Annotated in this window: 9 protein-coding genes; 4 read left to right on the top strand and 5 right to left on the bottom strand. The window is 75.1% G+C overall.

All coding sequences use genetic code 11. The features are described from left to right. Positions 1-8: 8 nt before the first annotated feature. Entirely contained in the window at positions 9-725 is a 717-nt protein-coding gene (trhA, locus tag QRT04_RS11840; RefSeq protein ID WP_289455477.1) for a PAQR family membrane homeostasis protein TrhA, read from the bottom strand. Between the two features lie 270 nt (positions 726-995). Between trhA and QRT04_RS11845 the strand changes: the two genes are divergently transcribed. The 3 genes from QRT04_RS11845 (at position 996) to QRT04_RS11855 (ending at position 3976) form a co-directional block, all read left to right on the top strand. Further along, complete coding sequence (locus tag QRT04_RS11845) at positions 996-1757, top strand: isoprenyl transferase (RefSeq protein WP_289455479.1); 762 nt, start codon at positions 996-998, stop codon at positions 1755-1757. A 475-nt stretch (positions 1758-2232) separates the two neighbouring features. After that, on the top strand, positions 2233-3624 hold the full coding sequence (locus QRT04_RS11850; protein ID WP_289455480.1) for a PhoH family protein: 1392 nt from the start codon (positions 2233-2235) through the stop codon (positions 3622-3624). Positions 3625-3727: 103 nt separating this feature from the next. Then, on the top strand, positions 3728-3976 hold the full coding sequence (locus tag QRT04_RS11855; RefSeq protein WP_289455481.1) for a TM2 domain-containing protein: 249 nt from the start codon (positions 3728-3730) through the stop codon (positions 3974-3976). An 83-nt stretch (positions 3977-4059) separates the two neighbouring features. Here QRT04_RS11855 and QRT04_RS11860 read toward each other — a convergent pair whose 3' ends face one another. The 4 genes from QRT04_RS11860 to QRT04_RS11875 are packed head-to-tail and all read right to left on the bottom strand — an operon-like array spanning position 4060 to position 12164. Next, positions 4060-4776 (bottom strand): ABC transporter ATP-binding protein, encoded by a 717-nt coding sequence (locus QRT04_RS11860; protein WP_289455483.1) that lies wholly within the window; start codon positions 4774-4776, stop codon positions 4060-4062. Then, positions 4773-5873 carry an ABC transporter ATP-binding protein gene (locus QRT04_RS11865; RefSeq protein ID WP_289455485.1) on the bottom strand — a complete coding sequence of 367 codons (1101 nt, stop codon included), beginning with the start codon at positions 5871-5873 and terminating at the stop codon, positions 4773-4775. The genes QRT04_RS11860 and QRT04_RS11865 overlap by 4 nt, the downstream gene beginning before the upstream one ends. A 52-nt stretch (positions 5874-5925) precedes the next feature. Then, positions 5926-8829 (bottom strand): FtsX-like permease family protein, encoded by a 2904-nt coding sequence (locus QRT04_RS11870; RefSeq protein ID WP_289455487.1) that lies wholly within the window; start codon positions 8827-8829, stop codon positions 5926-5928. Then, the gene (locus QRT04_RS11875; protein WP_289455488.1) at positions 8826-12164 is read right to left on the bottom strand and encodes an ABC transporter permease; all 3339 of its coding nucleotides are present in this window, start codon (positions 12162-12164) and stop codon (positions 8826-8828) included. Before QRT04_RS11875 ends, QRT04_RS11870 begins: the two co-directional genes overlap by 4 nt. Before the next feature lie 223 nt (positions 12165-12387). Here QRT04_RS11875 and QRT04_RS11880 point away from each other — a divergent pair, with 223 nt between their 5' ends. Next, positions 12388-13026: a PadR family transcriptional regulator gene (locus tag QRT04_RS11880; protein WP_289455489.1), complete on the top strand. Its 639-nt coding sequence runs from the start codon at positions 12388-12390 to the stop codon at positions 13024-13026. The last annotated feature ends 2 nt before the right edge of the window (positions 13027-13028 follow it).

Below are 13028 nucleotides of genomic sequence, written 5' to 3' on the forward strand. Positions count from 1 at the left end.
CCGGGGCGTCAGGCGATCGTGTACGACGCGATCGACACGGCGACGTAGTGGCACACGAAGCCGCCCACCGTCAGCGCGTGGAAGATCTCGTGGAACCCGAAGTACCGCGGGCTGGGGTTCGGCCTCTTGGTGCCGTAGACCACCGCGCCGAGCGTGTAGCAGAGGCCGCCCGCCGCGACGAGCCACACGATCGTCGGGCTGCCGTAGTGCCAGAACTGCGGCAGGAAGGCGAGCGCGACCCAACCGAGCGCCACGTACACCGGCACGTAGACCCAGCGCGGCGCGCCGAGCCAGAACACGCGCGCGAGCAGCCCCACGATCGCGCCCGACCAGACGATCGTCAGCAGGAGCTTCGCGGTGTGCGTCGGCAGCAGGATCACGGCGAGCGGCGTGTAGGTGCCGGCGATGATCAGGAAGATGTTCGTGTGGTCGAGGCGGCGCAGGACGCCGAAGACGCGCGGCGACCAGCGGCCGCGGTGGTAGACGGCGCTCGTCCCGAACAGCATCACGGCGGACAGGCCGAACACGGCGGTCGACCACTTCGCGGCGGGCGTGGGCGAGAGCACGACGAGGACGATCGACGCGGCGAGCACGAACGGCGAGATGCCGGCGTGGATCCAGCCGCGCAGCAGGGGCTTGACGGTCTGCCCGACGGTGTCGGCCGCGCGCGCGAGCGGGCCTGTCGAGGCGTCGTCGGTGGCGGGTGTCTCGGGCTGGTCGGCCATGTGCTCGTGGGCTCCGGCTGCGTGGGTGGGGCTCGCGGTCACGGGTGGCGCTCGTCTCTCGTCAGGAAACCTACGTTGCCGTAGGTTACGCGACCGTAGGTAGGGGTGTCGACCGCCGTCCGGAACTCACAGGATGCACGCAGCGCGCGCACGGGCGCACCGCCCTCGGGGCCGCCGGCGACCGGTACGGTGAGACGTCCCGCCGCTGATCGGGTCCGCGCCGCCGCCCCGGCGCCCGCCCGAACGGCCTCACCGCCCGAAGGAGTGCGCGTGCGCCTGCCCCATCCGCTCTACGGGCTGTACGAGCGCCGGCTGGCCGCGTCGCTGCCCGCGGACCGGATGCCGCGGCACGTGGGCGTGATCCTCGACGGCAACCGCCGCTGGGCGCGGGCGGTGGGGGAGTCGGCCGCGACCGGGCACCGCGCGGGGGCCGACAAGATCGCGGACCTGCTCGGGTGGAGCGAGGACGTCGGCGTCGAGGTCGTGACGCTGTGGATGCTCTCGACCGACAACCTGTCGCGGTCGGCGGACGAGCTCGAGCCCCTGCTGCGGATCATCGAGGACGCCGTGACCGAGCTCGCCGAGACGCGTCGGTGGCGGCTCCAGGCGGTGGGCTCGCTCGAGCTGCTGCCGGTCCGGACGTCCGACGCGCTGCGCGCCGCCGAGAAGGCGACGGCCGACGTGGTGGGGCTGCACGTCAACGTCGCGGTCGGGTACGGCGGCCGGCGCGAGATCGCGGACGCGGTGCGGGCCTTCCTGCGCGAGAACGCCGAGGCCGGCTCGAGCCTCGACGAGCTCGCGGAGGCGTTCGACATGGAGCACATCGCCGAGCGCCTCTACACCAAGGGGCAGCCCGACCCCGACCTGGTGATCCGCACGTCGGGCGAGCAGCGGCTCGGCGGGTTCCTGCTCTGGCAGAGCGCGCACTCGGAGTTCTACTTCTGCGAGGCGTACTGGCCGGACTTCCGGCGGGTCGACTTCCTGCGCGCCGTGCGCGCGTACGGGGCGCGCGAGCGCCGGCTCGGCCGCTGACGCCGGCCCCGGGGCCGGTCGAACCGGGGCGTGGACCGAAGGTGCGGCCGAACGCCTCGTCGCGCCCCGGGACTCCCGCGACGCGCCGAGCGTCGCCCGTTCGGCCGCACCTTCCGCACGCGCCGGCCGCCGCGCGACACGCCGCGACGCACGTTCACCCGGTGTTCTCGCCCCCGGGCGCGCGGCGCTGACCTGGGCCTCCGCCAGGGTCGTCCGGCACCCGTGTGAACGGTCGATGACGTCCTGCGTGTCCGTGCCCGCGGCTGTCGGTGGGCGGGTTTACCTTCCCGCGTAGAGGACGGCGACCGCCGTCCCGGGAGGCCAGCCCATGGAGCATCCGCTCCGGGAGGAGGGCCGGTCCCGGCGCTCCACGGCCGGCCGCCCCCACCCGTCGCCGATCGTCGGCAGCCCGCGCTCGCGGGGGTCGTCGTGAGGCGCCAGCAGCGGCGCTAGACAGCGCCGGAGGGAGCCTGCCGTGGTCAGCAAGCCCGCTCAGCCCGCCCCGGACCTCGACGCCACGTCCGAGCCCGAGGGTCGGCGCACGCACGTGCTCGACACCTCCGTCCTGCTGTCCGACCCGAGAGCGATCCACCGGTTCGCCGAGCACGACGTGGTGATCCCCGTCGTGGTGATCACGGAGCTCGAGGGCAAGCGCCACCACGCCGAGCTGGGCTACTTCGCCCGGGCCGCGCTCCGGCTGCTCGACGACCTGCGCATCAAGCACGGACGCCTCGACGCGCCGATCCCGCTGGGCGGCGACGGCGGCACGCTGCGCGTCGAGCTCAACCACACGAACCCCGAGGTCTTGCCGGCGGGCTTCCGGCTCGGCGACAACGACACCCGGATCCTCGCGGTCGCGGCCAACCTCGCGGCCGAGGGCCACGACGTCACGGTCGTCAGCAAGGACCTGCCGATGCGCGTCAAGGCCAGCGCCGTCGGGCTCCGCGCCGAGGAGTACCGGCACGAGCTGGCGGTCGACTCGGGCTGGACGGGCATGGACGCGCTCGACCTCACCGAGCAGCAGATGAGCGACCTGTGGGAGCACGAGTCGGTCGCGCTCGCGGACGTCGCCGAGACGTCGGCGGGGCCGGGCATCGACGGGAATGCGTCGGCGCGCGACCTGCCGTGCCACACGGGACTCGTGCTGCACAGCCCGCGCGGCTCGGCGCTCGGCCGCGTCACGGCGGACAAGCACATCCAGCTCGTGCGCGGCGACCAGGACGTGTTCGGCGTGCACGGCCGCAGCGCCGAGCAGCGCATCGCGATCGACCTGCTCCTCGACGAGGAGGTCGGCATCGTCTCGCTCGGCGGCCGCGCCGGGACCGGCAAGTCGGCGCTCGCGCTGTGCGCGGGCCTCGAGGCCGTCCTCGAGCGGCGCCAGCACCGCAAGGTGATGGTGTTCCGGCCGCTGTACGCGGTCGGCGGCCAGGACCTCGGCTACCTGCCGGGATCCGAGGCCGAGAAGATGAACCCGTGGGCGCAGGCGGTGTTCGACACGCTCGGCGCGCTCGTGAGCAAGGAGGTCGTCGAGGAGGTGCTCGACCGGGACATCCTCGAGGTGCTCCCGCTGACGCACATCCGCGGCCGGTCGCTGCACGACGCGTTCGTGATCGTCGACGAGGCGCAGTCGCTCGAGCGGAACGTGCTGCTGACGGTGCTCTCGCGGATCGGCCAGTCGTCGCGCGTGGTGCTCACGCACGACGTGGCGCAGCGCGACAACCTCCGGGTCGGGCGGCACGACGGCGTCGCGGCCGTGATCGAGGCGCTCAAGGGCCACCCGCTGTTCGCGCACGTGACGCTGACCCGGTCGGAGCGGTCGCCCGTCGCGGCACTGGTCACCGAGCTGCTGGAGGGTATCGAGGTCTGACGACTTCACCCCCGAACCCATCCGCGGGGACGCTCGGCAGCCGCTACCTTCGGCGCCACCCAGGCCGACGCAGTGTCGCGCCGACCGTCCCCGCGGAGGATCCATGTCCGAGACGTACGCCCCGGCGCCCGTCGCCACGCAGGCGAGCCCGAAGAACCTGCTCGTCGCGACCTTGCTCGCCTTCTTCCTCGGCACCCTCGGGGCGCACCGGTTCTACACCGGGAAGATCGGGACCGCCATCCTCATGATCGTGACCCTCGGCGCGTTCGGGATCTGGACGCTCGTCGACTTCATCCTGCTGGTGTGCGGCGTCTTCAAGGACAAGGAGGGCCTGCCGCTCAAGTGGCAGTGACCCGGGCGTGACGAAGGGCCGGTGCGGTGTCCGCACCGGCCCTTGCGCGTTGCCCGGGGTCCCACCGGCGCCCCCGGGCCTCGTCAGGCGTCGACGAGCCGGCCGTCCGCGAGGTGCAGGACGCGGTCGGAGAGCGACATCATCAGCGGGTCGTGCGTCGAGATGATCGCGGTCATCCCCTCGGCCTCGACGACCGCGCGGAGCAGCGCCATGACGGCCTGGCCGGTCGCGGTGTCGAGCTGGCCCGTCGGCTCGTCCGCGATGAGCAGCCGCGGCGAGTTGGCGAGCGCGCGCGCGATCGCGACGCGCTGCTGCTGCCCGCCGGACATCTCGCCCGGGCGCTGGTTGGTGTGGTCGCCCAGGCCGACGAGGTCGAGCAGCAGCCGCACGCGCTCCTCGCGGACCGGCGCGGGCAGCTTGCGCAGCCGCAGCGGGACGCCGACGTTCTCCGCCGCCGAGAGGACCGGCACGAGCCCGAACGTCTGGAACACGTACGAGACGACGTCGCGGCGGAGCTCGACCAGGCCGCTCTCGCCGAGCGACGAGACCTCGCGCCCGTCGACGACCACGCGGCCCGCGTCGGGCCGGTCGAGCCCGCCGACGCAGTTGAGCAGCGTCGTCTTGCCCGAGCCGGACCGGCCGACGAGCGCGACGAGCTCGCCCGGCGCGATCGTGAACGACACGTCGCGCAGCGCGTGGACGGCGTTCTCGCCCGAGCCGTAGGTGCGCGAGACGCCCTCGACGCGGACCATCGCGTCGGTCGTCGCGGCCTGGGCCGGCACGGCGGCGGTGGTCGTCATCGGGTCTCCTCGGCGTCGTCGGGGCCGGCGGTGGGGGCCGCCTGCCGAGGGGCGCGCGGGGCGGCCGGCGTGGGCGCCGCGCCGGGGTCCTCGGCTGGGGCAACGGCCGCCGGGGCGGTCGGTGCAGGGGCGGCCGGTGCCGGGGCGGCCGCCGGCCGCGGCCGGTCCGGCCACACCGACACGTGCGACTCCTCGAGCGCGAGCCGCACGCGGCCGGCCAGCTCGAGCGTCTCGCGGTACTCCTGCGGCAGCTGCACGCGGCCCGCGCGGTCGAGCACCGCGAACTCCTCGGCGACCACGTGCTCGGTGCCGTCGTCGTGCGTCTGCGTCCGGCGCACGACCTCCGACGACGTGCGCCCGTCGCGGATCGCGACCGTGCGCTGCACGTGCTCGGAGACGCCGGGGTCGTGCGTCACGACGACGACCGTGGTGCCGAGCTCGCGGTTCACGGTCCGCAGTCCCTCGAGCACGTCGTGCGACGTCGCGGTGTCGAGCTCGCCCGTCGGCTCGTCGGCGAACAGCACCTGCGGCGCGTTCGCGAGCCCGACCGCGATCGCGACCCGTTGCTGCTCGCCGCCGGACATCTGGCCGGGGCGGCGGTCGGCGCAGTAGCCGACGCCGAGCACGTCGAGGAGCTCGGCCGCGCGGCGCGCGCGGTCGCGCCGACGGATGCCGGCGAGCGCGAGCGGGAACGCGACGTTCTCGGTCGACGTCAGGTACGGCACGAGGTTGCGCGCGGTCTGCTGCCAGACGAAGCCGACCATCGAGCGGCGGTAGTCGACGCGCTGCCGCGCCGACATCGCCATCAGGTCCCAGTCGCCGACGCGCACGCGGCCCGCCGTCGGCACGTCGAGGCCCGAGAGCACCGACAGCAGCGTCGACTTGCCGGAGCCCGAGGCGCCGACGATCGCGACGAGCTCGCCCTGCTCGACGAGCAGGTCGAGGCCCTGGAGCGCCTGCACCTCGACGCCCTCGGACTGGTAGATGCGCACGAGCGAGTCGCACACGATGAGGTGGTCCTCGCCGAAGGTGCCGGTCCCGGCTCGCGCGCGCTCCTCGAGCGTCGTGAGCGTCGGCTCGTCGACCGTCGCCGTCATGGCCTCGTCTCCCTCGTCAGCCTGATCTTCCGTCCCGTGCGTCGTTCCGCCGTCATCGTTCGCCCACCCGCAGCACCTCGCCGAGCCGGTCGCGCCGGCGCACCGCCGACTCGACGGCGACGGCCACGGCCAGCGAGACGAGCACGACGACCACGGCGGCGGCGATCGGCAGCCACGTCACCGTGAACGTCGTCGTCCCCGCCAGGCCGGTGGCGACGTCGAGGCCCAGCGAGCGCGTCAGCTGCCACGGCACGCCGATGCCGATCACCGAGCCGGCGACCAGCGCAGCGACGGCGAGCGGCGCGAGCTCGCCGAACGTCATCGCCCGCGCGGTGCGGGCGTCCAGCCCGAGCGTGCGCAGCGCCGACAGCGTCCGGCCGCGCTCGCCGGAGGTCGCGACGACCGTCAGCACCAGCGCCATCGCGGCGTAGGCGGCGAGCACCAGCGCCGTGCCGAGCAGCAGCCAGACGAGCGCGGCCGACAGGGGCTGGTCGCGGACGGCGGCGAGCCAGGTGGTGCGCGTCGTCACGGTGACACCCTCCGCGTGGTCCAGGCCGGCGGCGTGCACGGCGGCCGCCGCGCCCGGGCCGTCGACCCAGACCGTGGTGATCGTCGTGGCGCTCGGCGGCGTGTCGGCGACCCACTTCGACCGGTCCGCCGGGTTCGCGGACGCGCGGTCGATCGTGGCGCGGTCGACCAGCACCTCACCGTTCGCCGGCTGCGCGCCGCCGACCGGGCGCACGGAGTCGAGGCGAGGGAACGCACGCGTGGTGCCGAGCACGTCGAGGTGCACGGTCCCGCCCCCGCTCGAGAGCTCGGGCGCGACGCGCGCCGCGGACGTCGCGAGCGACGGGGAGATGAGCGTCGGCACGTGGTTGCCGGCGGCGGGGCGTGCGAGCGACTCGAGGCGCGCGTCGACCGGTCGCCCGTGCGCGCGCAGGATCGCGGCGAGCGGCGCCGCGTCGACCGCGTCCACGTCGGCCGTGAGTGCCGAGCCGCTGCCCAGCGAGCGGGCCCACAGGCGCCCCGCGGCGGCGATCGTGACGTCGGGCTGCGCCCGGAGCCGCTCGACGGCCGTGGGGTCGATCGTGCCGTCGACGCGGACGTCCGCGACCACGACCGCCTGCGACGCGACCTCCTGGCCGTGCCGCACGCTGACGACCGTGGTGCCGCAGAACACCATGAGCGCGACGGCGACGGTCAGCGTCATGATCGGGACCGCGGTGCCCGCGGCGCGGCTGGCCCGCGCGGTCGAGACGACCGGGACCACGCCGCGCGCGCCGGCGGCCCAGCGCGAGAGCGTGCGGAGCACGGGCGGCATCACGTGGAGCACGACGACCGTCGCGGCGCCCGCGAGCAGCACCGGCGTCGCCGCGAGCAGCAGGTCGACACCGTTCGTCTGGGCCTCGAGCAGGCCGCGGCGCTGCACCGAGACGAGCGCGCCGAGCGCGAGGAGGACGAGCGTGGCCTCGGCGGTGATGCGCCGGGCCCGTTGACGCCCGAGCACGCGCTGCCGGTCCGCACGGTTCGCCGGCAGCCGTCGGCCCGACCACGCGGTGCGGACCTGGAGCACGGCGAGGACGGCCGGCGCGAGCACCGCCACCACGGCGACGAGTGCCGCGATCGACCACGAGCCCCGCGCGTCCGGAAGCACGAGCCACGCGGCCCCCGCACCGACGCCGGCGGCGACGACCACGAGCGGCACGCTCTCGACGAGCGCGCGCACCGCGACCGAGACCGTCGACGCGCCGCGCGCCCGCTCCGCGAGCAGGTACGTCTGCCGGCGCGTCACGAGCAGGCGTGCCGCGAGCACGAGCGCGAGCGCACCCGCGGCTGCCAGGCCCACCTCGAGCACGGACTGCTGCGCGTTCGCCGCGGCCTGCCGCACGTCCTGCGCCGCGAGCACGTCGCCCAGCGACGTGGACACCAACGGCGGGGACACCTGCCCGGGCAGCACCAGGGCGGGCGCCGCGACGACGCGCCGGACGTCGTGCTCGACGGCGTGCGTCTCCGACGAGTCGATCGCATCGGCGACGACGGGGAACCGCTGCTGCTCGGTGAACGAGCGCCCGTCGATCCAGAGCTCCATGTCGGGCAGCGACTCGTCCGTCAGCAGCATCGCGATCCGGCCCTGCAGCCCCTTGTCGGGTGCGGGGCCCGCCGCGAGCAGGTCGGACAGGTCGCTCCACGCGGGCGCCGATGGGTCGACCGCGGTGTACAGGCCCGTGATCCGGACGTCCACCTGGCCGCGCGAGGGCAGCTGCAGCCACAGCTCGGTGCCGGGCTTCAGCCCGAGGTGTGCGGCGGCGCGCTGCTCGACGCCGACCTCGATGACGTGGTCCGGCGCGTCGACGGCGCTGCCCTCCACGGTCGGGTCGTCGAGGCTGACGCCGTCGCCGTCGGTGGCCGCGTCGTCAGCAGGCGGCGGGGGAGAGGCCGGCGCGACGCCCTGGACCCAGCGGACCTGCGACTCCTGACCCGGCACGTAGACCAGGCGGGTGGACACGGCGTGGCTCGTGCCGTCCTTGTCGCGGCCGCTCGCGACGCTGGGGCGCGTCACGATGCTGGTCAGCGGCGCACCGAGCACCGAGCGCAGCGTCGGCGGCAGGTTCGTCGACATCTCCTCGGCGTTGCCCGCCGCCTCGGACGCGATGTTCGGGTCGCGCGTCGTCGAGATCGACGTCTGGCCGGGCACCTGGACGAGCACGTCCGCGCCGATGCCGGCGCTCCGGACGGCCTCGTGCACCGCGTGGTCCGCCGACCGCAGCACGAGCCGCGGCACGAGCAGCGCGAGGAAGACCGTCACGGCGAGCAGCGCCGCCGAGAGCGCGAGCAGACCGAGGTCGGCCCCGCTGCGACGGCGCGAGACGAGCCATGCGTCCGCCGTCGCCGCGCGGCTCCCGGTCGCCAGGCGCCGGCGGAGGCCGGGTCGGGTGTCGGGCCGGGTCGCGGTCATCGTTCGTCCCCCAGTCGCAGGAGCTCACCGGACGCCCGGCGCAGCGCCGCGTTCGTCGTCACCGCGATCACCACGGCGACCAGCACCACCAGCAGCCCGAGGAGCGTGGCCTGCGCGGGCAATGCCCAGTGGATGACCACGCCGGGCACGGGCGGCCTGCCCGCGGACGACACGGTGACGAGCGGCGCGACGCGCGCACCGAGGAAGGTGCCGAGCACCAGGCCGGCGACGAGCCCGAGGACGCCGAGCATCGCGTACTCGAGGAGCACGGAACGCACGAGCCCGCCGCGGGGCACGCCGACGGCCTGCAGCCGCGCGAGCTCCAGCCGCCGGGTGCGCACCGCGACCGTCGTGCTCATCGCGAAGCCCGCGACGGCGAGCGCGAGCGCAGCGAGAGTCACGATCCAGAGCGCTGCCTGGATGCCGGTGTGCAGCGGCCCGTCGGTGGCGTCCGCGCGCGTCTCGGCGCGCGAGCTCACCCGGCCCACGTGGTGGTCCTTGATGGCGGTGGCGGCGCGCGCCGCGTCGGCGTCGGGCACCTGGAGCCACCACTCGTCGACGAGCGGGTCGACCGACGAGCCGATGAGCGCCTGGCGGGCCAGCGACGTCGAGTCGACGAGGAGCCCGTTCGAGTGCGGGTCGCCGGGCAGGTAGGGCACGGTGCCGACGATCGTCAGCCGGACCGGCGCGCCGCCGAGATCGACCGTCAGCTCGTCGTCGACGGCCGCGCCGAGGTCGGTCAGGACGCCGGGCGTCGCGAGCGCGGGGACGCCGTGGAACCCGCTCGGGGTGTCGGTCGCGGCGACCGCGACGAAGCCCTGACCGCCGGCCGCGACCTGGAACGGCTCGATCTGGTCGTTGACCCGGATCGCGCCGTCCTGCGTCTCGAGCGACACGAGCGACGGCGCGCTGCCCTCGGTCTCGTGGCCGAGCGCGGTCCAGCGGACGTCGGTGAGCGGCACGGGCGTGATGTCGGCCGGGTCGACGTCGGCGAGCGACGAGCCGTCGTGGCCTGCGAGGTCGGCGGCGTCCGCCGTGATGGCCCGCACGTTGCCGAGCGAGACGTTGAGCGCCACGTTCCCCGCGGTCGCTTCGAGCACGTCGGTGTCCTCCGCTGCGGGAGCGATGTACGCCCGCAGGCCGACGATCTGCAGCCCGCGCACCGCCACGGGCAGCCGGACGACGACGTCGCGCTGGCCGCCGTCCGCGGGGACCGCCGGCAGGTCGAACGTCGTGCGGGCACCCAGCCGGTCCTGCACCACGAGCGACGAGTACAGGACGCCGGCGAGCTTCGGTGTGACGTCCGAGCGCAGGTCGAGGGCGAGCGCCGTCGGTGCGCCCGGGACGGGGGCGCCCTGGAGGTGGGCGGTCGGGTGCAGCGCGGCCGTCCGGGCGCCCCAGCCGCCGCCGACGCGGCCGCGCAGCAGGTCGTCCGCGTGCGTCGTGTCGACGCCGAGCAGCGTGGTGCTCGCCACCTGCGACTCGGACGACGAGCCGACCGTGACGGTCCGGTCGACGACCGGCGACGCGAGCCGGACGCGGCTGAGGTCCTGGAGCACGTCCCCGGCCTCGAGCGGCGTGTCGAGCTCGGACACCACCCGGAGGTCCGTGCCGACGGCGAGGTCCGCCTGGTCCTGCTGCGACGCGCGCCATGTTGCGAGGAACGTCTGCGCGAACGACCCGACGCCCACCACGAGCGTCAGCAGCAGCACGGCGCCGGCGGCGGGTCCGGGTCGCCGGCCGACCTCCCACGCGGCGAGCGAGCCCACCAGGGCGCGGCTGCGGGCGGCGACGCGCTCGCCGACGCGGGCGAGCAGGGGCATGACGCGCAGCGCGATCACCGCGCCGGCGAGCAGCACGAGCGCGGGCGCGAGCACGAGCACGGGGTCGACCGAGCCGAACCCGCCGACGCCCGAGAGCACGGGAGAGCGGTACTGCTGCAGCTGCCGCAGCGCGACGGCCGCGAGCACGACGAGCGCGAGGTCCGCACCGGTCCGCGCGACGCCGCCACGGGAGTCCTGCCGGATGAGCTGCTGCTCGGCGTCCACGACGCTGCCGCGCCGGCGCAGCACGGGCCCGAGCAGCACCGCGGCCAGGACGAGCGCCGCGACGCCGCACGCGAGCCACAGCGACAGCGGCAGGCCGGGGTCGTCGTGCAGGCCCGCGGCCGTCATCGGCCCGCTCGACGTGATCGCCCGGTACGCCCACGACGCGAGGAAGGGTGCGGCGAGCGTCGTCAGCGCCGCGACGACGAACGACTCGAGCACCGCGAGCCCGAGGATCTGCCGCCCGGACGCGCCGCGCGACGCCATCAGCGTCTGCTCGGCGGCGCGCCGCTCGGCCAGCAGCCGCGCCGCGAGCAGGAGCACCGTGACGGCGACCGCGACGAGCATCAGCTCGACGATCACGAGCCCGACGCGCGTCACCTGGAGGTCGGCGGCGGCGGAGTCGATCGCGGCGGGCAGGTCGCTGCGGACGAACCCGCCGAGCAGGTCGTCCTTCGTCGCGGCCGCGAGGACGCCGGACGCGTCACCCAGCCGCGCGCGGAAGGCCGAGAGCTCGCCGGGTGTCAGGCCGCCGACGTGCGGCTGCGCGACGAAGTGCGCCTCGTTGAGCGTCACCTGGCCCGCCGTGAACGCCGCGGGCGCCACGACGAGAGGCCCCCACGCCTGCGTCATCAGCCGCCCGCCCGAGCCGATCACCGGGTAGCCGCTCGTGTGCGTCGCGCCGCCGAGCACGTCGCGCGTCCACAGCTGCTTCGCACCCCGGAGGTCGTACGTGCCGGTGACGACGAACAACCGGTCGCGGTTCGTGCTCGCCTGCGCGACGTGCAGCACCGACCCGACGCGCCAGCCGTAGGCCTTCGCCGCGGCCGTCGGGACGGCGACCTGGATCCGGCCGTGCGAGTCCTCGGCCGTCGTGGGGAACGCGCCGGTCACGACCCGGCTGTTGGCGGCGAGCGGCGGGTACGACGCGGCGTACACGTACGGGGCGATCGGGTCCGACGTGCCGTCGACGGTGTACATCGCGGACGCGTACCAGGTCGAGCGGTCCGCGGGCACCGAGCCGATCGTCTGGTCGAACGCGGCGGACGCGTGCGCGATGGCCTGCCGTCCGAGCGTGGGGTCGACGAGCGCGATCCGCGAGTCGACCTCGCGGGTCTGCGCCGGCTCGCGCTCGAGCGCGACGTCGACCGCGCGGTTCTCGCTGGTGACGAGCAGCAGCTGGAAGGTCCCGAGCAGCGCGGCACCCACGACCGCGACGGCCAGCACAGGGAACAGCAGCCCGCGCTGCGCGCCCGACCGCCGCCAGAGCACCTGCCACGTCCAGCCCACGCGTCTCGCTCTCTCACCTCGTCGTCGGGGTGCGTCGCCCGGCCCGGTGAACGGGTGCGCGGGGCAACGGCTTGGCGATGCTAGCGCGCGTCGTCGCAGGTGGGACGGATCGTTTTGCCCACTGGACAACGTTATCGAACCCGCGCCGCGACGCGGCCTTGCCCTCACCTGCTCCGGGAGATATATTCCACGCGGAACAATTGATCCGGAGGAGGTGGCGGCGATGCCCGCGGAGCTCTCGGCCGTGGCCGTCCTGCTGCTCGCGCTGCTGCACGAGCAGCCGATGCACCCGTACCAGCTCCACCAGACGCTGCTCGAGCGGGGCGACGCGCGGCTCGTCCGCATCAACGCGGGCTCCGTCTACCACGGCGTCGAGCGGCTCGAGCGGGACGGGCTGGTCGAGGCCGTCGGCACCGATCGCGCGGGCAGGCGCCCCGAGCGCACGACGTACCGGCTGACGGACGCGGGCCGCGAGGCCTTCGCCCGGCGGCTCACGAGCCTGCTCGGCGACGACCACCCCGCCTACCCGCTCTTCACCGTCGGCCTCGCCGAGGCGAACGAGCTGCCCGCCGGGGCCGTGGCCGACCAGCTCGAGCGGCGGCTCGCGCGTGAGCGGGGTCGCCTCGAGCACCTCGCGGCCGCGTACGAGCAGCTGCGCGAGCTCGGCCTTCCCCGCCGGTTCCTGCTCGACGTCGAGTACGACGAGGCGCGGCTGCGCCACGAGGTCGAGTGGCTCGAGCGGACGATCGGCGAGCTGCGCGGCCACCACCTCGACTGGGGCGAGCCCGTCCCCGCCGACTTCGTCCACGCCCGTCAGGCGCTCCGCACCGCGGGCGCCCCCACCACCGCCGGGACCCGCTGAGC

The sequence above is a fragment of the Cellulomonas alba genome (assembly GCF_030362835.1).
GTDB lineage: Bacteria > Actinomycetota > Actinomycetes > Actinomycetales > Cellulomonadaceae > Cellulomonas > Cellulomonas alba.